Annotated in this window: 19 protein-coding genes; 13 read left to right on the top strand and 6 right to left on the bottom strand. The window is 50.3% G+C overall.

The window, feature by feature from the left end:
- Positions 1-30 precede the first annotated feature (30 nt).
- Positions 31-3240, top strand: coding sequence for an efflux RND transporter permease subunit (locus AB3G73_RS00190; RefSeq protein WP_234069151.1), 3210 nt, complete (start codon positions 31-33; stop codon positions 3238-3240).
- A gap of 309 nt (positions 3241-3549) precedes the next feature.
- Positions 3550-4923: a TolC family protein gene (locus AB3G73_RS00185; protein ID WP_032543200.1), complete on the top strand. Its 1374-nt coding sequence runs from the start codon at positions 3550-3552 to the stop codon at positions 4921-4923.
- Positions 4924-5207: 284 nt separating this feature from the next.
- Here AB3G73_RS00185 and AB3G73_RS00180 read toward each other — a convergent pair whose 3' ends face one another.
- A complete protein-coding gene (locus tag AB3G73_RS00180; protein WP_005782776.1) occupies positions 5208-6488 on the bottom strand; it encodes an O-acetylhomoserine aminocarboxypropyltransferase/cysteine synthase family protein in 1281 nt (426 codons plus the stop codon).
- A gap of 170 nt (positions 6489-6658) precedes the next feature.
- Here AB3G73_RS00180 and AB3G73_RS00175 point away from each other — a divergent pair, with 170 nt between their 5' ends.
- Together AB3G73_RS00175 and AB3G73_RS00170 are read left to right on the top strand one after the other, a co-directional pair.
- Complete coding sequence (locus AB3G73_RS00175; protein WP_032531657.1) at positions 6659-7687, top strand: N-acetylmuramoyl-L-alanine amidase; 1029 nt, start codon at positions 6659-6661, stop codon at positions 7685-7687.
- A 128-nt stretch (positions 7688-7815) separates the two neighbouring features.
- Complete coding sequence (locus AB3G73_RS00170; RefSeq protein WP_217737013.1) at positions 7816-8772, top strand: homocysteine S-methyltransferase family protein; 957 nt, start codon at positions 7816-7818, stop codon at positions 8770-8772.
- 29 nt (positions 8773-8801) lie between these two features.
- Here the strand turns inward: AB3G73_RS00170 and AB3G73_RS00165 are convergent, their stop codons facing one another.
- Positions 8802-9797, bottom strand: a complete 996-nt coding sequence (locus tag AB3G73_RS00165; protein ID WP_044300690.1) for a hypothetical protein — start codon at positions 9795-9797, stop codon at positions 8802-8804.
- 151 nt (positions 9798-9948) lie between these two features.
- On the opposite strand from AB3G73_RS00165, the gene AB3G73_RS00160 reads away from it, so the two are divergent.
- The 4 genes from AB3G73_RS00160 (at position 9949) to AB3G73_RS00145 (ending at position 12628) form a co-directional block, all read left to right on the top strand.
- Positions 9949-10206, top strand: a complete 258-nt coding sequence (locus AB3G73_RS00160; protein WP_032539509.1) for a hypothetical protein — start codon at positions 9949-9951, stop codon at positions 10204-10206.
- Between the two features lie 256 nt (positions 10207-10462).
- Positions 10463-10738, top strand: coding sequence for a hypothetical protein (locus AB3G73_RS00155; RefSeq protein WP_005780965.1), 276 nt, complete (start codon positions 10463-10465; stop codon positions 10736-10738).
- An 814-nt stretch (positions 10739-11552) separates the two neighbouring features.
- Entirely contained in the window at positions 11553-11999 is a 447-nt protein-coding gene (locus AB3G73_RS00150) for a GNAT family N-acetyltransferase (RefSeq protein WP_234078306.1), read from the top strand.
- A complete protein-coding gene (locus tag AB3G73_RS00145; RefSeq protein ID WP_005808058.1) occupies positions 11996-12628 on the top strand; it encodes a CatB-related O-acetyltransferase in 633 nt (210 codons plus the stop codon). The genes AB3G73_RS00150 and AB3G73_RS00145 overlap by 4 nt, the downstream gene beginning before the upstream one ends.
- Before the next feature lie 282 nt (positions 12629-12910).
- On the opposite strand, the gene AB3G73_RS00140 is transcribed toward AB3G73_RS00145, so the two are convergent.
- Positions 12911-14200, bottom strand: coding sequence for an IS1380-like element IS614 family transposase (locus AB3G73_RS00140; RefSeq protein ID WP_350011512.1), 1290 nt, complete (start codon positions 14198-14200; stop codon positions 12911-12913).
- A 180-nt stretch (positions 14201-14380) separates the two neighbouring features.
- Between AB3G73_RS00140 and AB3G73_RS00135 the strand changes: the two genes are divergently transcribed.
- Both AB3G73_RS00135 and AB3G73_RS00130 read left to right on the top strand, forming a co-directional pair.
- The gene (locus AB3G73_RS00135) at positions 14381-15130 is read left to right on the top strand and encodes a subclass B1 metallo-beta-lactamase CfiA/CcrA (RefSeq protein WP_005808062.1); all 750 of its coding nucleotides are present in this window, start codon (positions 14381-14383) and stop codon (positions 15128-15130) included.
- 226 nt (positions 15131-15356) lie between these two features.
- Positions 15357-15683 carry a multidrug efflux SMR transporter gene (locus tag AB3G73_RS00130; RefSeq protein ID WP_005780971.1) on the top strand — a complete coding sequence of 109 codons (327 nt, stop codon included), beginning with the start codon at positions 15357-15359 and terminating at the stop codon, positions 15681-15683.
- Between the two features lie 9 nt (positions 15684-15692).
- On the opposite strand, the gene AB3G73_RS00125 is transcribed toward AB3G73_RS00130, so the two are convergent.
- The gene (locus AB3G73_RS00125) at positions 15693-16379 is read right to left on the bottom strand and encodes an HAD family hydrolase (RefSeq protein WP_015083751.1); all 687 of its coding nucleotides are present in this window, start codon (positions 16377-16379) and stop codon (positions 15693-15695) included.
- Between the two features lie 129 nt (positions 16380-16508).
- Here AB3G73_RS00125 and AB3G73_RS00120 point away from each other — a divergent pair, with 129 nt between their 5' ends.
- From AB3G73_RS00120 to AB3G73_RS00110, 3 genes are all read left to right on the top strand, one after another.
- Positions 16509-17393 carry a hypothetical protein gene (locus AB3G73_RS00120; RefSeq protein ID WP_234069155.1) on the top strand — a complete coding sequence of 295 codons (885 nt, stop codon included), beginning with the start codon at positions 16509-16511 and terminating at the stop codon, positions 17391-17393.
- A gap of 352 nt (positions 17394-17745) precedes the next feature.
- Positions 17746-18465 carry a fimbrillin family protein gene (locus tag AB3G73_RS00115; protein ID WP_367741583.1) on the top strand — a complete coding sequence of 240 codons (720 nt, stop codon included), beginning with the start codon at positions 17746-17748 and terminating at the stop codon, positions 18463-18465.
- A 165-nt stretch (positions 18466-18630) separates the two neighbouring features.
- On the top strand, positions 18631-19455 hold the full coding sequence (locus AB3G73_RS00110; RefSeq protein ID WP_186993000.1) for a fimbrillin family protein: 825 nt from the start codon (positions 18631-18633) through the stop codon (positions 19453-19455).
- A 340-nt stretch (positions 19456-19795) separates the two neighbouring features.
- Here AB3G73_RS00110 and AB3G73_RS00105 read toward each other — a convergent pair whose 3' ends face one another.
- Both AB3G73_RS00105 and AB3G73_RS00100 read right to left on the bottom strand, forming a co-directional pair.
- Positions 19796-20578, bottom strand: coding sequence for a sensor histidine kinase (locus tag AB3G73_RS00105; RefSeq protein ID WP_234069158.1), 783 nt, complete (start codon positions 20576-20578; stop codon positions 19796-19798).
- Positions 20579-20901: 323 nt separating this feature from the next.
- Positions 20902-22548 (bottom strand): efflux RND transporter periplasmic adaptor subunit, encoded by a 1647-nt coding sequence (locus AB3G73_RS00100; RefSeq protein WP_032536007.1) that lies wholly within the window; start codon positions 22546-22548, stop codon positions 20902-20904.
- Position 22549 lies beyond the last annotated feature (1 nt).

Genomic DNA, 22549 nt, shown 5'->3' with positions numbered 1-22549 from the left:
GGCACAAAGGAAACATATAACCCTATAATTATGAACTTACGAACATTCATCGAACGGCCCGTCCTATCGGCCGTTATCTCCATCACCATCGTCGTGGTCGGGATCATCGGGCTGTTTACGTTGCCCGTCGAACAATACCCGGATATCGCCCCGCCAACCATCATGGTCTCCACCAGCTACTTCGGAGCCAGCGCGGAGACGTTGCAAAAGAGTGTCATCGCCCCGCTCGAAGAGGCCATCAACGGAGTGGAGGACATGACGTATATGACCTCCAGCGCCACCAACGCCGGAACGGTCTCCATCACTGTCTACTTTAAACAGGGAACCGACCCGGACATGGCGGCGGTGAACGTGCAGAACCGGGTCTCCAAAGCCACGGGACAGCTCCCCTCGGAGGTGAACCAGGTGGGTGTCACCACCTCGAAGCGGCAGACGAGTATCCTGCAAATGTTCTCGCTCCACAGCCCGGACGACTCTTACGACGAGGCTTTCCTGGCCAACTACATCAGTATCAACCTCAAGCCGGAGATTCTCCGCATCTCGGGCGTGGGCGACATGATGATCATGGGAGGCGACTACAGCCTGCGCATCTGGATGAAACCGGACGTGATGGCGCAATACCGCCTGATCCCTTCGGACGTTTCGGCGGTGCTGGCGGAACAGAACATCGAGTCTGCCACCGGATCGTTCGGCGAGAACTCCGACGAGACGTACCAATACACCATGAAGTACAAAGGCCGCCGCATCACCCCGGAGGAGTTCGGCGAGATCGTGATCCGCTCCACCGACGACGGGCAGGTGCTGAAACTGAAGGACATCGCCACCATCGAGTTAGGACAGGAAAGCTACGCCTACAGCGGAACGACGGACGGGCACAACGGTATCTCGTGCATGCTCTTCCAGACTGCAGGCTCCAACGCTACGGAGGTGAACAACCGCATCAACGACTTCCTTGAAGAGGCGCGCAAAGACCTCCCCCGTGGAGTGGAACTGACGCAACTGATGTCCAGCAACGACTTCCTCTACGCCTCCATCCACGAGGTGGTGAAGACGCTGCTCGAAGCCATCCTGCTCGTGATCCTCGTCGTATACATCTTCTTGCAGGACATCCGCTCGACACTGATCCCGCTGGTGGGCATCATCGTGTCGCTCGTCGGTACGTTCGCCTTCATGGCGATGGCGGGATTCAGTATCAACCTGATCACGCTGTTCGCGCTGGTACTGGTCATCGGTACGGTGGTGGACGACGCCATCGTGGTGGTCGAGGCCGTGCAGGCACGGTTCGACGTGGGCTACAAATCGTCCTACATGGCGAGCATCGACGCCATGAAAGGCATTTCGAACGCCGTCATCACCTCGTCGCTGGTATTCATGGCGGTGTTCATCCCCGTATCGTTCATGTCCGGCACATCGGGGACGTTCTACACGCAGTTCGGACTGACGATGGCCGTAGCGGTAGGCATCTCCGCCGTGAACGCCCTGACACTGAGCCCCGCCCTCTGCGCGCTGCTGCTGAAACCGTACATCAACGAGGACGGCACGCAGAAGCAGAACTTCGCCGCCCGCTTCCGCAAAGCGTTCAACGCGGCGTTCGACGTGGTGATAGACCGTTACAAGGGCATCGTGCTCTTCTTCATCAAGCACCGTTGGCTGACGGGCGGACTCCTCGTGGCAAGTATCGCCCTGCTGGTGGTGCTGATGAATACGACGAAGACCAGCCTCGTGCCCGACGAAGACCAGGGCGTAGTGTTTGTCAACGTCAGCACCGCCGCCGGCAGTTCGCTGCGCACGACGGACGAGGTGATGAAGCGCATCGAGCAGCGCATGGAACAGATCCCGCAAGTGGAACACGTGCAGAAAGTGGCGGGCTACGGACTGCTGGCGGGCCAGGGAAGCTCGTTCGGTATGTTGATCCTGAAACTGAAACCGTGGGACGAACGCCCCGGAAAGGAAGACAACGTGCAGTCGGTCATCGGCCAGGTATACGGACGGACGGGCGACATCAAGGACGCCACCGTATTTGCCATCTCACCGGGAATGATCCCCGGATACGGTATGGGTAACGCCCTCGAACTGCACATGCAGGACAAGACGGGAGGCGACGTGAACACCTTCTTCCAGACCACGCAGCAGTATCTGGGCGCGCTGAACCAGCGTCCGGAGATCGCCATGGCCTACTCCACGTTCGACGTCCGCTACCCGCAATGGCTGGTTGAGATAGATCCGTCGAAATACAAGCGCTCGGGCATCACCCCCGACCAGGTGTTGAGCACCCTCTCGGGCTACTACGGCGGGCAGTACGTGTCCAACTTCAACCGCTTCTCGAAAGTATATAAGGTGATGATCCAATCCGACCCGCAATACCGCCTCGACGAAGCTTCGCTGGGCAACACCTTCGTGCGGATGTCGAACGGCGAGATGGCGCCTCTGAGCCAGTTCGTGACGCTGACCCGCACCTACGGAGCCGAGTCGCTGAGCCGCTTCAACATGTACAACTCCATCGCCGTGAACGCCATGCCGGCCGACGGTTACAGTACGGGTGACGCCATCCGTGCCGTACAGGAGACAGCCTCCACCGCCCTGCCCAAGGGCTACGGCTACGACTACGGAGGCATCACCCGTGAGGAGACGGAGCAGAGCGGCACGACGGCGATCATCTTCGGCATCTGCTTCCTGATGATCTACCTGATTCTGAGCGCGCTCTACGAGAGCTTCCTGATCCCCTTCGCGGTGCTCCTGAGCGTGCCGTGCGGACTGATGGGTTCGTTCCTCTTCGCCCGCCTGTTCGGTCTGGAGAACAACATCTACCTGCAAACGGGACTGATCATGCTGATCGGCCTGCTTGCCAAAACGGCGATCCTGCTCACCGAGTATGCCGCCGAACGCCGCAAAGCGGGCATGGGGCTGATAGCCTCCGCGCTGAGCGCCGCAAAAGCCCGTTTGCGCCCGATATTGATGACGGCACTGACGATGATCTTCGGGTTGTTCCCGCTGATGGTGGCGAGTGGCGTAGGCGCAAACGGTAACCGTTCGTTGGGAACGGGCGCCGTGGGCGGTATGGTCATCGGCACGCTGGCACTGCTGTTCATCGTGCCGTCGCTCTTCATCGCTTTCCAGTGGTTGCAGGAACGCATTCGTCCGGTACAGGCCGAACCGACGCACGACTGGCAGATCGAGGAAGAGATCGCAGTGAGCGACCGGGAAAAGAAGGAAGCGAAAGGAGGGGCTTTGAAGGAATAAAGGGTTCTTTTCACCACAGAGGAACACAGAGTGACACAGAGGAAGACAGGTTATTGGTATGAATGATCAAAAGAGCAAGATTCACCCGGTGATACTCTACCCGGTGATACTCTGTACTACTCCGCGATACTTTACTTCGTATCGCTCTGTATGACTCCGTACCACTCCATATCACTCTGTGATACTCTGTGTTACTCTGCGGTGAAAAGAGTTCTTCCCCCGTTCAACCCTATTTATCATTAGCAGCCCCCTCCCCTCCTCTTTCACTGGAGGAACCGGGGGAGGGAGGCTCCCATAAAACAAGCAATCATGAAAAAGTTAATCATATCCCTTGCCGCCACGCTGGCACTCAGCAGTTGCGGCATTTACTCCAAATACAAACCCGCTACCGAGGTTCCCGACGGCCTTTACGGCCAAGAAGGCGCGAATCCTTCCGACTCCGCCTCCAACCTCGGCAGCCTCCCCTGGCAGGAGGTCTTCACCGATCCTTGCCTCCGCACGCTGATCGACACCGCCCTCGTGCGCAACACCGACCTGCGTACGGCCCACCTCCGCGTGAAAGAGGCCGAAGCCACCTTGCTCTCCGCCCGACTCTCCTATCTGCCCGCCTTCTCCCTCTCTCCGCAGGGAACGGCCAGCAGCTTCGACGGCGGGAAAGCCTCGCAAACCTACTCACTGCCCGTCAGCGCCAGTTGGGAGATCGACATCTTCGGCCGGCTGACGAACGCCAAGCGGCGTGCACAAGCTGTCGTGGCGCAGAGCCGTGATTATGAACAGGCGGTACAGACGCAACTGATTGCCGCCGTCGCCAACAACTACTATACGTTGCTGATGCTCGACGCCCAGATCGAGATCTCCACCGCCACCGAAGCCGCCTGGAAAGAGAGCGTCGCCACCACCCGCGCCATGAAAGCTGCCGGAATGGTGACCGAAGCCGCCCTCTCGCAGACTGAGGCCACATACTACAATATATGTACCACCCTGCTCGACCTGCGCGAACAGCTCAACCAGGTGGAGAACGCCCTTTCGCTCCTCCTTGCCGACGTCCCCCGCACCCTTCCCCGCGGACGCCTCGCCGAGCAGCGCCTGCCGGAGAACCTTTCGGTGGGCGTGCCCTTGCAGATGCTTGCCAACCGCCCCGACGTGCGCAGTGCCGAACAGGCGTTGGCACAGGCATTCTACACTACCAACGCCGCCCGTTCCGCCTTCTACCCCTCGATCACGCTGAGCGGCAGCGCCGGCTGGACAAACTCGGCAGGTGCGATGATCGTCAACCCGGGCAAGTTCCTTGCCACCGCCGTGGCCTCGCTGACGCAGCCTTTGTTCAACCGGGGAGCGAACATCGCCCAGCTCCGCATAGCCAAAGCGCAACAGGAGGAGGCACGCCTCAGCTTCGAACAGACGTTGCTCAACGCCGGAAGCGAGGTCAACAATGCCCTGGTGCAATATCAGACGGCACGGGACAAGGCAAACTACTTCGAGAAGCAGGTGGCTTCCCTCGAAAACGCCGCCCGCAGCACACAACTGCTGATGAAGCATGGCAACACGACTTATCTGGAAGTGCTCACCGCACAGCAGACGTTGCTCAATGCGCAACTCTCGCAAGTGGCCAACCGGTTTACTGAAATCCAGGGGGTCATCACCTTGTATCAGGCATTGGGGGGAGGAAGAGAGAGGAGTTAAGAAGCGGAACTCACCACAGAGTAACACAGAGGGAGTCAAGCCGATAACCAACGACTTGACATCCACTCTGTGCTACTCTGTGCCATTTTATGGTAACCCTCTTTTCTTTATACTCCCTTTGCAAACATTTTCATCTCAGTACCGTTGTCCCGAGATAAGAATGTTTGTAAAGACCCGATAAAGAAAGTGAGGAAGCAGTAAAAAGGAAAGAGAAGAAGAAACAAAACATCCTGCTTCATCGGACAGAGATAAAACAGGATGTAAAAAAAGACGAGGGAAGGGGGTTATGCGTTCAGTGCCTGTTCGATATCCGCTATAATGTCATCCGCATTTTCGATTCCTACGGACAGACGGATCAGGTCCGGACGGACACCGGCTTCGATCAACTGCTCGTCTGTCAGCTGCCGGTGCGTATGGCTGGCGGGATGGAGCACGCAGGTACGCGCATCGGCCACATGGGTGACGATGGCGGCCAGTTTCAACGAGTCCATGAACTTGATGGACAACTCGCGTCCGCCTTTCAACCCGAAAGAGATCACGCCGCAAGAACCATTCGGCATGTACTTCTGCGCCAGTTCGTAGTATTTATTACCCGGAAGACCGCAATAGTTCACCCAAGCCACCTTATCGTTCTGTGCAAGGTATTCGGCCACCTTCTGTGCATTGCCGCAGTGCTGAGGCATACGCAGGTGCAGCGTCTCCAGACCCAAATTCAGCAAGAAAGCATTCTGCGGACTCTGTATACTGCCCAGGTCACGCATCAGTTGAGCGGTTGCCTTGGTCATGTAGGCACCCTTGCCGAAAGCCTTTGTATAAGTCAGTCCGTGATACGATTCATCCGGTGTGCAAAGTCCCGGGAACTTATCGGCATGGGCTTCCCAATCAAAGTTTCCGCTGTCCACGATACAGCCGCCTACGCTGGTGGCGTGCCCGTCCATATACTTGGTGGTAGAGTGCACCACGATATCCGCTCCCCATTCGAACGGACGGCAGTTGATCGGTGTCGGGAAGGTATTATCAACGATCAGGGGCACTCCGTGGCTGTGGGCAATGCGGGCAAACTTCTCAATGTCGAGCACTTCGAGCGACGGATTGGAGATTGTCTCACCAAACAGCGCTTTCGTGTTCGGGCGGAAAGCAGCCGAAATCTCTTCTTCATCGGCATCGGGGCTGACGAATGTGACGTCGATGCCCAGTTTTTTCATTGTCACCCCAAAGAGGTTGAACGTTCCGCCATAGATGGCCGACGAACAGACGAAGTGATCGCCTGCCTGGCAGATATTGAATATGGCATAGAAATTGGCAGCCTGGCCGCTGGAAGTCAGCATGGCTCCCACACCTCCTTCAAGGGCGGCAATCTTGGCAGCTACGGCATCGTTCGTCGGATTTTGCAGGCGGGTATAAAAGTAACCGCTCTCTTCAAGATCGAACAGACGGGCCATCTGCTCACTGGTTTCGTATTTAAAAGTAGTACTTTGATAGATGGGCAGCACGCGCGGCTCGCCCTTTTTCGGAGTCCATCCTGCTTGTACACACAGGGTTTCGGGCTTGAATTGTTTTGCCATAATGTTATTGAGTTTACGATTATATTGCCTTAAAAAAGTTATATCGACGCAAAAGTAGAGAAAATTATTGGTTTAAAAGGCTATCTTTGCGGGCGAAAAAGCAAAAATTCACCATAGAAGTCAAACAATTAGGTACAGCAGCCAAGCCTGCATCTTTTATACGTAGCAATATGAAAAGGAAACTCTGTCTTCTCCTGTTCTTCTGTTCCTTATTTACTGCCCCTGCTTTATGGGCACAGCAGAAAGCCACTCCTAAATCCGGTGAGGGAATCTCTTCCTTCCTCCTGCGCCACAACCGTGCTCCAAAGAAATATTATGATGACTTTATCGAACTCAACAAAACCCGATTAGGCAAAAGCAGAACTCTGAAGATGGGTGTCACTTATCTGATTCCTCCCGTCAAAAAGGCATCGGACACCACTCCTGAGAAAGCATCCGAAACGGGGTCTGCACGCCGGCCCAAACGTACGGAAGTCAACGAACCGCTGTTCGGAAAATGGCTGGCTAACGTCAAGGTAACCTCCGACCGCCTTGCCGGTGCCTGTTTCTATGTGGTCAGCGGACACGGCGGCCCCGACCCCGGTGCCATAGGCCGTGTTGGTAAACACGAACTTCACGAAGACGAATATGCCTATGACATCGCCCTGCGCCTGGCACGCAACCTGATGCAGGAAGGTGCCGAGGTACGCATCATCATTCAGGATGCCAAAGACGGTATCCGCGACGAGGCCTACCTGTCCAACAGCAAACGGGAAACCTGCATGGGCTCTCCCATCCCTCTGAACCAGGTACAACGCCTTCAGCAGCGTTGCGATAAAATCAACACCCTCTACCGGAAGGATCGCAAGAAATTCAAGTACTGCCGGGCCATCTTCATCCATGTAGACAGCCGCAGCAAAGGCACCCAAACCGACGTCTTCTTCTATCACTCCAACCGCAAGGCCGAAAGCAAACGTCTCGCCAGGAATATGAAAGCAACTTTCGAATCCAAATACGGCAAGCACCAGCCCAACCGTGGCTTCTCGGGCACCGTAAGCGGACGCAACCTGTATGTTCTGGCACACACCACACCCGCCTCTGTATTCGTTGAGCTGGGCAACATCCAGAATACTCTCGACCAGCGTCGTCTGGTGATCCCTTCCAATCGGCAGGCACTTGCCAAATGGTTGATGGAAGGGTTTATAAAGGACTATAAATAAAGCCGAGTCTCTTGTTTTTCTGAAAGATTACAAAAGGATGTGAACACAGCAGGAACAGATAACCGGAATGAGCTGATTAATCCTATATTTGTCTCCGGATGTAAAGTAAAACTTCTAAAGTCATTCTTATGGATCAGCTATCTTTTGTAGAATCATTCCGGACTTCTCCTTTCATTCTCACCGAAGGCGCTATTGTAGAACGTTTGCGTCACGAATTCCAGATCCCGTTGGACAAACATATCGTCCATGCCGCACTGATTTACAATGACTCTTACCGTGAGACACTGGCGGAAATCTATCGCCAGTATCTGCAAATTGCCGCAGACTTCCGCCTGCCGCTGATGCTGATGACTCCTACCCGCAGAGCCAATATGGAACAAATCGCAGAATCGGACTACCGGCATAAGAATGTATTGGCAGATAACGTATCTTTCCTTTCCAGGTTCCGCACCGGAACTTCCATTCCGGTTTACATCGGTGGGTTAGCCGGATGCCGCGGCGACGCGTACGACGGCCGTTATTGCCTGTCCGTTGAAGAAGCGATGGAATTTCATTTTCCGGCAGTCCGCACGATGGCGGAGGCAGGAGTAGACTATCTGTTTGCCGGCATCATGCCTCAGCTGACAGAAGCCATCGGAATGGCCAATGCCATGGCGGCAACCGGGTTACCTTATATTATCAGTTTTATGGTATGCCGTGACGGACGCCTGATAGACGGAACCTTTATCCATGACGCCATTGATGCTATCGAAAAAGAGACTTCCACCCGGCCTCTATGTTATATGGCCAACTGTATACACCCCGATATCCTGCATCAGGCATTGCTCCATCCCCGGAATGACACTCCTCTGGTGCGTCAGCGCTTCCAAGGTATCCAGGCCAATGCGGCCAACCTTAGTCCGGAAGAACTGAACGGGTGTGAGCATCTGATTTCCTCTCCGCCGGAAGAACTGGCAGACAGGCTGATGACACTTTTGTGGGATTTCCCGTTAAAAATCTGCGGGGGCTGCTGCGGCACTAACCACCAGCATATGCGTCGTTTTGCCGAAATGCTGGCTTGCCGCCGTGACAAGATGGGGCGATAATGGTCCGTACCGGGCCTGCAATACCCCCATCATTCCTTCCTTCTACGGTTCAGATACCTCCGCAACAGGGTAGGTGTAAAGCAAAACACTAACTGAGCCTTGCTCCATTTATAACACTGCTGAAAGACAAGCATGCCAATAGTAATAAACAAAGCGGCACCTATGGCAGCCTGCAAAGGTAACCAACGTATTCCCTCCTGTGGGATAATCAACGGTATCAGTGCCAACGCACCGGCAGGGGCAAAATACTTTCCGGTCCATTCGAAGATGGCAAACAAACAACAGATAACAGACAAGGCGACAATTGTTTCGGGCAAATGCAAATAAGAGTGTCCGACGATCTGAAAGGCAGTACCCAGACTGGCTCCGGTCACCAAAAACAGAAACACCTGCATGGGACGGTTTCTGAAGCCCGCTTTGGAATTGACAATCTCGGTAAAGGTGACAATCAACGGAGGAATAATGAAATAAGCATATCCGCAGAAAAGCGAAAAGGCAGCGACCAGAGAAACAAAAAACAGCAAAGCTCCCCAACGACAACTCTCTTTTTTCCACTCACGCTCCGGTACGGCATAATTGGTTTCTTTACGCAAACCAGCTTTTTCCATAAGTCTCTGCCCGCTGACAAGAATCACGGTAAGGAAAAATACGGCTGTCGGATAGATCCATGTCTCAGTATGCAGCAACACAGGCAGCATGCAAGCCGAAATCAATGGGATCAATGTGGTCCGGCTGAACATCAGGCAACAGGCAGCAAAGGTAAAAGCCATACATAAATTGCAGAGCAACGGCAAAGGAGAATAACGCACGATACAAACTCCTGCAACCGCTCCTGCCGTCATCATCCATATTATTTGCCAACGCCTGACTTTCCAAACTCTCTTATCAATCACCCACATCCCTATAGTGAGTGCTGCCATCTCCGGAAAAATAATTTCTTTCTCCCCTGCCCATTCCGCCAGGCCTACCATCAGAATAACCATGAAGGCAGAGAAAACGTATCTGATCTTTTTCGCTTTGTCCATAATGAAGTCTAATAAAGAACCGCAAAGATAGTGATTTTCAGAGTTAACGGTTGCAGACATAGTAAATTAACCGCAAATCCCGACTTCTATGTAATCATAATCCTCTCTTTTTTGTTACTATCTTTAAGTTTAACATCAAATCCTTATTATTATGTCCGATTTCATCCGAAAGCCGTCCGATAAGCTGACGAGCAATGAACGTAAAGAGTTAGATACTTCTGAGTTCGGTATTCCTGAGTTGAGGGAGTTTCCTATCCATGACGCTGCGCATGTACGTGCGGCAGAAACTTATTTCAGGTATGCACCCGAAGAATATAAAGCGCAATTGGCACGGAATATTCTCGCCAAAGCACACCTGTTCGGGGTGAATGTAAAGAGTCCGACCATTCTGGAATGGGCGGAGAAATGACAGGAGACAACAGAGATTTGGGTATTAAAGAATGATAAGCAGTAGAAGCAGGAGATTTAAAAAGCAAGAGAGCTTAAATTAAAAAGGTAATAGGGCTAAAAGACAGCCAATCCTTAAAAAGACAGCAAGATTTAAAAAAGACAGTAAAATTTTAAAAGGGCTAAAAAGCAATAGGTTACGAATAAGCAAAGAGAATCCCGAATTATTTTCTATTTTTGTATTCGTAATGCTAATTCACTAATAAAAACTGCTGTATATGAGCTTCTCGGGATTTGTTTTTGATATGATCAGGCGCAATAAGGAAAACAGGGATCTGCTTACTTTGCGCCGGGAACGGATGAAGGACCTCCAAGGTAAAATGTACCGGAAAGGAACGCTTCAGAATCCGAATATTACTGTTGAGGAGCTGGAAAAGATAGAAAAAGCCACCCGGGAAAAAGAAAAGGCGGAAACGCAATACTATCTCCGCTCCACACTGATCTTTCTGGCTGTGTTGGCAGTACTGGCACTCCTGCTCTGGTGGATCTTTTAACAGTCGCATGGGACAAATGGTCCGGCATCGGTTACAATCCACCGTATCATATTCCCGCTTGGTTTTACCATAAGTATTTTTCCGGCAAGTAACTTTCTTATTTCTTCTTTCATATCCTTTGTGCGGGGAGCAGGGTTTGTTTTATGGATGTATTCTTGTTGTACGGCACGGCCCTTTCATTTAACAACCGCCTTCCTCCCTTGTCCCCCCCCACAAAACCCTCCATTCGCACACAGCGATGCGGAAGCAGTGCTTCGTTGTTTCTTTTTTAAGAAAGAATCCGACCGGCTATTACCGGAGAAGTATAGTAGATTAACCATTGTCATACAACTCTTTATCCCAGCCCGCATACCCGGGCTGATGAGTCCACATGCCCGGGTTGATGAGCCCGCATACCCAGGCCGATGAGCCCGCATACCCGGGCTGAGATAAAGATCCGACCATTTGCACTAAAGAAAGTAAGGGAAATGAAATGCTCTTAGAGAGATAAACGGATAAGAAATTGGATATATCCATTTGTTTTCCAAATAGTTAATACTAAAATGTTCCCTAAAACAGCGGGTGGAAGATGGAAGATGGGGGTGGAAGATAAATGGCATAAAAACCGCATCTTCCACCAATCTATACATCTTACAATCAACGATATGCATTCTAAAAGGTGGAAGATGGAAGATCGAAGCGTATTTTTTGTATGAGAGGAAGGCGGGGTAAATGAAAGAGCCGTGGTTGTACGGCACAAAAGTAAAGAAGTTCCTTCGAATCACAGATTTATTTGTACTTTTGTTGCACCTTGACTTTACAAAGCACAAATGAAATGGAAATCAAAAAGTTAACGCAATCGGAAAAAAGGATGGCGATGGACCTTGCCTGGGAAGTATTTATCGAATTTGAAGGACCGGACTATCCGCAGGAAGGGACAGATCATTTCCGAAGTTTTATCGACAACACAGAAATGGTGGGAGAAATGGAAGTATACGGTGCCTTCGATGGCAACATACTTGCGGGAATGATCGCTCTCCGCAGTTCCGGCAGTCACATTTCCCTCTTTTTTGTGCGCAAAACGTATCAGCAGCGAGGCATCGGCAAGCGGCTGTTCGAGACTGCGATACGAAGCGGGCACGCAGAGACGATTACCGTCAACTCTTCTCCCTACGCCGTCGGGATTTATCGCAGTCTGGGCTTCACCGCCGTCACCGGAGAGAAAACCGAGAACGGCATCCGGTTTACACCTATGGAATATAAATCAGAACTAAAATCATGAACGCAAAAACTTATCCACGTACCAATGACTCCCAAACGATCTATCTGAATACGGTCATCCGGAATCCTAACATCACGGTTGGGGACTATACCATATATAACGATTTTGTCAACGACCCTACCCTGTTCGAAAAGAACAATGTGCTGTATCACTACCCGATCAACGGAGACCGCCTGATAATCGGCAAGTTTTGTTCCATCGCCTGTGGAGCTAAGTTCCTTTTCAACAGTGCTAACCACAGTCTGAAATCATTGTCGGGCTACACCTTCCCCCTCTTTTTCGAAGAGTGGGATTTGGACAAGAAAGATGTCGCTTCCGCCTGGGACAACAAGGGGGACATCGTCATCGGCAACGATGTCTGGATCGGTTATGAAGCCGTCATCATGGCAGGCGTACACATCGGCGACGGAGCCATCATCGCTTCCCGGGCAGTCGTAACCAAAGACGTGCCTCCTTATACAATTGTAGGCGGTACTCCGGCAAAAGAAATACGTCCGCGTTTCGACCGGGAGACCATCCTCCGATTGCAAAGCTTACGATGGTGGGACTGGGAAGTTGAGAAGATCCGCCAAGCCCTACCTGCCATTATGAAAGGAGATATAGAGGGGCTTGCGGCTGTGGCCGGATAATGCTTAGAGATCATAAAAGAAAGAAAAAGAAACAGTATCCAGACGGCACACGAACTTATAAAAAGAAGTATCATTACCAAACTTTCCCACCATCGGAAAAACAACCATAAGATCCTAAAATCCGCAAGCAATCTCAATGGCAATCTCAATTGCAGTAAAGAGCTTGAACACTATGCATCATGATAGTATGAGCGTGAATTTTGTCCGATTTGTGCATACCTTCCCCTTACCCCACAATGCGACTTGAGGCAATACGCAGATTAAAACCATAAGGAACGGACTTTATCCGAATCCAGTTTTGAAAGGTCTTGCATAAGCCCGGTTTTCAGTATAGATATTCAGCACGTATTGCCTTGCTGTCATGATCCACTTGGCAGGTACGGAGATGAAGCTGAAGACAAAAGCCTTTATGCGACTCGTTTCCTTGAGCCCGAAAGCCTTGGTGTCAAGCTTGCTAATGATGGTCTTATAGAAATTGTGTATCAATGCCGTAAGCAGAAGGAATACGGTGTTCTCTGACATGAACGACTTGGGGAGCCTGTTCCAGCCGAATCCGTTGTTCATATCATCGAATATACGCTCTTTGCCCCCACGCTTGTTGTAAAATTCGACGATGTCTCTTGTTGATGAGTCATAATCGTTGGTAAGAATGCATCTGTAGGTGTATTCACCTTCCCACAAGTCAAGCTCTCCATCCATGCGCTTTTGTCTCTGAATGACAAGACGATAGCACTTGCCTTCCCATTTCTCAACAAGAATGGAATTGAGTTCAAACTGGATGCCGTTGATTTCCTCCGTCTTCCATCCCCTCAGTGAAAACAAGTCATCGTAGAGCGAACTGCATCTGTTGGCGCGGATGTAGAAGTGCGTGCAATGCTTCTCTATCTCACTGACAATTTCCTTCGAGCACGAACCACAGTCGGCTCTGAAGCGATTCACACGGATGCTGTTGGCTTCCAGTAGGGCAAAGAATCTCTTGTGGGTCTCAGCCTGATAAAAGCGCACATTTGTGTTGCCATCGCTGTTCTCAACATAGACAATCATGTCACCGATGACATATACGCCAGGTCTGTAGCCGAGGAACTTCTTGTATGTCGGTTTTGCATCATACTTCTCTGTTTCAAGGAACTGATGGTCGAAATCAACATCATAAGATTCCACCTCATTCAGTTCACCGGTGGAAACCAAGGCTTTTATAAGCAAGGCGTTGAGCTTGTCTGCCGTATTGAAATCATAGGTCTTGCCCTTATCGGAAGTATATGAGATGTTTTCCTGTGTTAGTTCCTTGATGGCTCTGAGGATGGTATCAGAGCTGCATGTGCGCAAGGTCGGATGATACGAGAGATGACGCATCAGATGCGATGTTACATCCTCCACGCATGAACCGCCACAGAAGTATACGCTCATCAGAGAACGAATAATTTCGCTGTACTGGTATCCGATGATACTGCGGCATCTCTGACCAAGTGTCTGGTCGATAATAGGTGAAAGCATGGAGTCAAATTGCTCCATGATTGAAAAAATTCCTCCAAAAGGTGTGAGTTTTTCAGATTTTATTTGTACCTTTGCCATGTCTTGTTACGATTTACGCTCGTTTTGAATTGCAACACTAAGATAAGTGAAAAATCTGACATGGCAAAATCCTGAGCAACTTTTTGTTGCTCAGGAACTTATAAATAAAGTTAAATCAAAGTGTTGCGGAATTAAGGAAGATATAAATGTTAGTTTGAATACAGCATATAAAAGAATAAAATGAAAACAGTATTTATCCTTATCTCCATGCTTTTCCCTGTCGCAGTTATGGCACAGAAAAGCGTAAAAATATCCGATGACATCAGTATCACCCAACTCTCGGACAAAGTGTACACTTATGTATCCCTCGCCGAAATCGAAGGATGGGGTATGGTACCTTCCAACGGGATGATTGTTATCAACAACCACCAGGCAGCGTTGCTGGACACACCGATCAATGACGCACAAACGGAAATGCTGGTCAACTGGGTGACAGACTCTTTGCATGCCAAAGTCACCACGTTTATCCCGAACCACTGGCACGGCGATTGTATTGGCGGACTGGGTTACCTGCAAAGGAAAGGTGTCCAATCATACGCGAACCAGATGACGATAGACCTCGCCAAGGAAAAAGGGTTGCCCGTACCGGAACATGGATTCACCGATTCACTGACCGTCAGCTTGGACGGCATGCCTCTCCAATGCTATTATTTAGGAGGCGGGCATGCGACCGACAATATCGTGGTTTGGCTGCCGACAGAGAATATCCTTTTTGGCGGATGTATGCTTAAAGACAACCAGGCGACAAGCATCGGCAACATCTCGGACGCAGACGTGACGGCATGGCCGAAAACTCTCGATAAGGTAAAAGCCAAGTTCCCCTCGGCCCGCTACGTCGTGCCCGGACATGGCGACTATGGCGGAACCGAACTGATAGAGCATACCAAGCAGATCGTGAACCAATATATAGAAAGCACCTCAAAACCATAGCCCGAATTGTAGGCATCTACCCGGTATTCTATGAACGAAGAGGCGAGAACTTTTATCTCGTCCACAGAATGTAACGCCGGCCACAAACGAGACATAAAAATATCAATTGAACAACACAACAGATCCTTGTTTCATCTACGGCGTAGCACGGTTAAGTCTTTTTTTATCAATTGTTAAGCGTTTCTTCCCGATTATTAGCGATCTTTGCCATCAAAAAACAAACGATATGAATTGGATTATCCTAACGATTGCCGGATGCTTTGAGGTGCTGTTCACTTTCTGCATGGGGAAAGTGAAAGAAACAACCGGAACGGAAATGTACCTGTGGTTCACCGGATTCCTGATCGCAACTTTTATAAGTATGCTACTACTGGTGAAAGCCACCCAGAATCTGCCCATCGGCACAGCTTATGCCGTGTGGACAGGGATAGGCGCTGTGGGTACGGTGCTCGTAGGTATCCTTGTGTTCAGGGAACCCGCCAGTTTTTGGAGGCTCTTCTTTATAGTGATGCTGATCAGTTCAATAATCGGGCTGAAGATGGTTTCGCATTGAGGGGGAAGTTCATCCCCTCAGCACCTCCGGCAATTCCGCCAACGAACGGATCATCAGATACTCCTTCCCCGACGGATGAATCTCCTCGTGTTTCCACATCGCCTCAGCCGGTACGTGAATGGCCTGCCCACCCAATGACAGAACCGGGAGCACATCCGATTTCAACGAATTGCCCACCATCAGGAAGGATTGCGGAGCGACGTCCAGTGAAGAGATCAACCGCTGATAATCCTCCGGCGCTTTGTCGGTCATAATCTCCGTATGGTCAAAGTAATGGGCAATGCCCGAACGCTGTAGCTTCCGTTCCTGATCGAGCAGATCGCCTTTGGTTGCCACGACCAGTTTATAATCGTCTTTCAAGGTTTCGAGCGCTTCCGTCACCCCGCCGAGCAGCCGGATGGGCATCTCCAACAGCTCTTTCCCCATCTCCACAATGCGTCCGATCACTTCGGCCGGCACCCGGTTGCGGCTGATCGTCACGGCTGCCTCCACCATCGAAAGGGTAAACGGCTTAGCGCCATATTTATAGATATCCATATTCTCCATCTCTATGTCGAACAGGCGGGAGGAGACCTCTTCCGCCGTTCCATATTCACTCAGCAACCGGCAGAACTCACTCTCCACCTCGTCGTAAAACACCTGGTTGTCCCATAACGTATCGTCCGCATCGAATGCGATCACTTTTATCTCCTGCATGTCTCTCTTTTTTTTAATCCCTGCAAAAATACGCTTATAAAACGAATAAACGGCCAAAGGCTTGCATTTCTCCCCACATTTAACGAATATTGCAACCGAACTTATGAATAACCTCTTAACGAGAAAGACATGACTTATACACACTTCGGAAAGCAGGCGGATGTGCTGAAACATCTCCTTTTGTGTGAACTGCTACGCATCGAAAAGCCGCAGGTCTACGTAGAAACCAATGCTGCCTGCGCGCAATACGCCTTGGAAAGAACGCCCGAACAGGAGTACGGCATCTACCACTTTCTGAAGAGAGCCGAAGCCGCAGAAAAAGAATGTATACCCGAGCGTACTGAATATTATCACCCCCAAGAAGCGCTCCGCCGATCTTTCTATTATCAGCAGGAGAGCGAAGCAATGCAGGCAAACCGCTACATCGGCTCACCCGGACTGGCAATGAATATCTTAGGGGATACGGCACGCTATATTTTCTTCGATATCGAATCGGAACCCTTGGAGAACGTAAGCCAGTATGCCGGCACAAAGGAATTGAAAGAATGCATAAACTTGTTCAATCGTGATTCCATCGAGGGGACTCTTGAACTGCTTTCTTCCCTCCCCGCATCGTCGTTCCTCCACATCGATCCTTACGAGATAGACAAACCCGGCAGAAACGGCCGTACTTATCTGGATGTGTTCATAGAAGCGGCCAAGGCAGGGATGCGGTGTTTCCTTTGGTACGGCTACATGACGTTGAAGGATAAACGGCATCTGGAGGAATTAATCGCCCAAAGCTTACCGGAAGCGGGTATCAGAAACGCGACAGGAGTAGAACTGACCCTGAAGATGATAAAGGAAGACATCGCAGAGAGCAACCCGGGCGTATTGGGGAGCGGCATTTTAGGAGCGAACCTGTCTGAAGAATCGAATGCGGTAATCCAAAAATATGCCGCATGGCTGGAAGAGATCTACAAAGACGCAAAGTACAAGAATCTGGATGGATCGGTGTATCTGACCCAACGATAAACAATCGGATTCATACCCGCATCGCTCCGGACGCTAAAAGCGATGAACCGGATATATACCTTTCCGGCCTGTCTTCAATTATCTTGTGCCAATTTCGAGAACCAACCCCTACCTCTTTTGTTATTACCGCATTATCTTAGATGTTTAATTTCTAAATAGTAAATTCTAATGTGTGATAACCTAAAACAACAGAAGTATGAAAAAGTTAATGTTTGCTGTAATAGCTTGCGCGATGGCCCTGTCGGGCTGCTCCTCGGAGGATGACTGCACCACCGTAAATCCCCAGCCTGAAGAAAATGCCACGGAGATCAAATTAAATGCCGGCATCCTGGGCGTGGCAACCCGTGCACCGGTGTCGACGAATGATAACATTACAGCCTCGTTCGTGGCATCCACTACCGATGGAGACTATACGACGAACGCATGGAACTCTACCGTGACATTCGTAGCCTCCCCCACACCGACGTCTGCGCTCTCTTTCAGTCCGGCACGTTATTACCCGGTGAATAGTTCGACCATCTATATCAAAGGTTACTATCCGGCAGGGACACTCGCAGGAAAGAGCGTGACACTCGCAGCCGACGGAACAGAGGATGTGATGATCACCGCCCAGGCTTCCGGAACAAAAGCGACTGCCACCCCCTTGTCGTTCATCTTCAACCACCTGCTGACGCAATTGCAGTTCAAGTTCGTATCCGGCACGGGATATCCCGCATCGGGCGTCAACGTGACCAGCCTCGTAATCAAACAACAGAAGGCACCTGCCACGTTGGACCTGAATACAGCCGCCATGACGTACACCACCAAAGATCTTACGCTTTCGGGAACCTTTCCCATCACAACGGCCGGGGCAACGGTAAGCAATTATCCGATGGTGAAAAGCGGTGAAGCCCTGTCAGTTGCCGTTACCACAAGCGACGGAGTGACCTATCCCGAAACTACCATCTCCATAACCACCGAGGCCGGAAAGTCGCACCTGATTACGCTGACCTTCACGCCTAAAGAAATCACAGCCGCCATCAGCGTGACAGCCTGGCAGGTAGGAGGACAAGGATCATCCTCGTTACAATAATATACTTTCATAATACGCAGATTGCACAGTATAAGGTTTACGCAGGAGACTGTGGAACATGCCTGAACCGTACAGCCGAAGCCTTGCAGGATATAGGAGTCTACGCAAGTGACTGTGAAGTTTACTTGTCTGCGCAATCTGTGCCACGCCAAAAAAGAAAGGACGATGAAACGGGCTATCCTCACTCTGATGGGTTGGATGCTGCTCTCGCAAGGGTGCAGCTACGGAGTAGCAGACGACTGTCTGCCACCTGAAGAACCCGTGCCCATACGGATGGCAATCGCGGAAGAAAAACTGCCCACACGGGCACCTGTCACCACGATAGACGCTTCCAACCTGTCGAGTGTAGGCATTTACGCAGTCAGGGAAGGAAGTACTGCCGGGCAATATCCCTGGACACCCACTCCTTTCGCCTTAAATCTGACACCCAGTGGCATCAGCGGCAACCAGATCTCCTTCAATCCCAAGCTTTATTATCCGTTGGGAGGAAAGCGGGTCATCTTCTACGGTTACTATCCCCGCACAACGGCAACCACCGGCAACAATTACATCACCGCACCGGACAACGGCATCGCCCCCACCTACCATTTCACACTGACAGGAGCGGAGGATGTGATGTATGCCGTCAGCACTCCCACGGGAAGCACCAGCACTTCGCCCGTCAGCCTCACGTTCAACCATGTGCTGACCCAGCTCCGGCTGAACACTTCCCTTCTGGGTTCGCTGTCCAGCATCAAACTGGTAGGCGTATCCAATAAAGGAACGCTTAACATCGGCAACGGAGCTGTCACTTATGACAGCTCCGTAACAGACATTGCACTGACTATTCCCCTATTGGGGTCAGTGACCGATGCCGTGATGGTTCCTGCCGGCGTGGCAAGTTATAAGGTGGAAGTCGTCCTATTGCTTTCGCTGCTAAAACGGACGTACCTGGTGAAGCCCACTTCCGGCACTTTCCAGCCGGGAGTGATTTATACGATTAGTCTGTAAGAAGCAGAGCAACCCTAAAAGGAAGTTTGCGTTTCATTCTCCAAGACTTTTTATATCCCAACGATTAGAATCCAATTCACCATAGAGTAACACGGAATCTCACAGAGTTTTAACCAATATAGTCAAGCAAGAGAAAGAAAGCCTCTATGTACCCTGTGGGGAGTCAAGCAATACGATTTCACAACAGAAGGCACAGAATTCTAATTTACTACTTATCCGGATATGTAAGAAAGAAAAGTTTCTTTGTGAGACTCTATGGTACTCTGTGGTAAAAAAAGTTCAGAACAACCCTGAAAAGAAGTCAGTCCTTCATTCTCCAAAGCTTTTTGTGTCCTTTTCATTACGAGAAGAGCAACGACAGAAAGTTAGCCTCCTGCTCCCCGTCTTCGGAGTTGTGGATACAACCGTTTTCCGCCAGCAAGTCGCGATACATCAGGCAGAGCCGCATAGGTGAATGATAAGGTTCATACGTACTGGCGGGAAGTTGTGATACCGTATGCAACGCATCGGCCATCTTCATAGCCGCCCGTTTACTCTCCTGTATCTGTCGGAAGTACTCTTCCCGTTCTTCCCGGCTTCCGGCATTCACCATCCGCGACGCAAGCCCTTCCATCGCCTGAAGAGGTCCCCGAAGTTCCCGGCTGACATGGGAAAAAAAAGCGGAACGCAACCGATCCGCCTGTTCGGTACGTTCTTTCCCGATATGCAGTCGATTCATCTCCATCACCTGTGCGGTAATATTCTTGACATATCCTTTGAGGTAATAAAACCCGTTGCCGAGCGGTTGGCAGGTCACGACATGATTTTCGAGATAGAAGTCCTCTCCATTACCATGCACCTTATAGCGAATACCCTCCTGAGGAGGACGTCCGGCATGGAGGGCAGCCATAAATTGAGTGACTATTTGTGCATCTTCCCCATTCATCAGTTTCAGATAATCCAATGGATCCACATACTGTAATTCGTCGTGCCGGTGTATCGTATCGGCAAATCCAATGTAACGCAATTTCCCCGTTTCGGTACTGTACGTCCACATACCGACCCCTGCCACTTTCAGCATTTCCAGTAATACCTTCTCCCTAAAAAGGGCATCAAGGCTCTCTTTCCGATGTTTTTTCGTCATTCCGTAATGATTATGAATAAGATGGTTTTGAGTTGTTTTATAATTAAATCTATTATATAGGTCTATTATCCGATCAATTGCATAGTACTACATCTGGAAGATGTTTGCTGGATTACAACAATTGGGAAAAGAAAAAGTTCGGCATATATTAAGTTAAAGGCATCTTATAAAAAGAATGGGTGTGTGTCGAAACTCACCACAGAATGACACAGAGTGAATTTCAAGTCATTAATTATCCATATTGATAATCTGTGAAAATCCGTGCAATCTGTGGTGAAAAGACTTTCGACACAGCCCCATCCGTTCTTTACTTTAAGAGAGTATCACTTATCCCGGTATTTACAGCAACCGGGCAAGGTATCATAAACAGCCTTATCGGCTTTGTATTTATCGGTATCATGACCAACTTTAGCAATAGCTTTGGCTACGGCATCTGCAGAGGTTTTAGATGGATCAAACTGTAAGTGAATCATTTGTTTTTCCTGATCCCAGTCTGCGGTCCGGACACCGGGAACACGTTTAGCAGCTGTTTCAATACGCTCCTTGCACATACCGCAGGAACCATGAACAGTGAACATAGTATGCTCATTGTTCTGAGAGCCGGCATGACTGTCATGCGTACCAGACATATTATGTCCTCCATGTCCGACCATCGGAGCAGTACCCGAACCGTTCTCATTCATCATGGAGCGTTTGCCCTCAAGCTGCGCACTGGCATCAATAGAGAAAACTCCGTTAGTAACAATCTCTTCACCATCAGAAAGTCCATCGAGAACCACATAAGCTCCACCAAGGGAAGGACCAAGAGTTATCTCACGCATCAGGAAGGTGGGAATATCCGTACCAGGCTGACGTACATAGACCACAGCACGCTTACCAGTCCAGAGAATGGCAGTTTGGGGAACAATAATCTGATCTTTATAACCTTTCAAAGGGGCAGAAACCCGGGCAGTGGCATACATTTCAGGTTTCATCTCCTGAGCGGAATTAGCTACATCCACACGAACACGGGCAGTACGGGTGGTAGCATTGATGATAGGATCTATGAAGGAGATGCGACCGGAAAACTTCTTACCGGGAAAAGCAGAAAGAGTGAATTCCACGAGGTCCCCCTTGGTAAGGAACGGAAGGTCTGCCTCAAAAGCATCGAAAACAGCCCATACACGGGAGAGATTAGCTATGTCAAAAAGTACACTGCCTTGTGAAACATAGTCCCCCTGATTGATACGCTTGGCTATGACGATACCACTCGTATTAGATTTGATTTCTACCATAGGAGATGCCTGACCGGAATCGCGGATGGCATCGATCTGGGCATCTGTCAGATTCCAAAGACGAAGTTTCTCACGCGCAGCCTGCACAAGGGCAGGTTGCTGCATGTGGATGGCCTCAAGTAATTCCTGCTGGGCAGTAAATAACTCAGGCGAATAGAGAGTTGCAAGGGTTTGTCCCGCACGTACAGTCTCACCGGTAAACTCAATATTAAGTCGCTCGATACGCCCGCCAACATAAGCAGTCTGTGACTGAAGACTACGTTCGTCAGGAATAATCTTACCGTACAAACGAACCTGTTTCACAGGATTACTCCGGCTGACACGGGTGGTCTGGACATCAGCAAGTGCCATAGCCTCTTCGGACATCCGAATGGCATTGGGATCGATAGCGTCATCACTTCCGGAGGCTACATTCTTCTTGAGAGGGATCAGATCCATACCGCAGATAGGACATTTACCCGGTTTATCCTGACGAATCTGAGGATGCATGGAACAGGTCCAGACACCGGATTCGTCCTGTACAAGGTCATGGGATGATCCGTGAGTGTCGTGAATAGGAGGTTCAGACAGTATCCCTTCGGTAGTTCCCGATGAAGAGGAAGGACTGAACAAAAGCCCCCCCAAGATAAAGCCGGCAAAGGCTATCAATGGATAAAGTACTTGCTTTTTACGAAGAATATCTGATATCTTTTTCATA

The organism is Bacteroides sp. L008 (assembly GCF_040812255.1).
In the GTDB taxonomy this organism is placed as follows: Bacteria; Bacteroidota; Bacteroidia; order Bacteroidales; family Bacteroidaceae; genus Bacteroides; species Bacteroides vicugnae.
The sequence above is the reverse complement of the archived record's forward strand: the minus strand, read 5'-3'. Positions and strand labels throughout refer to the sequence as shown.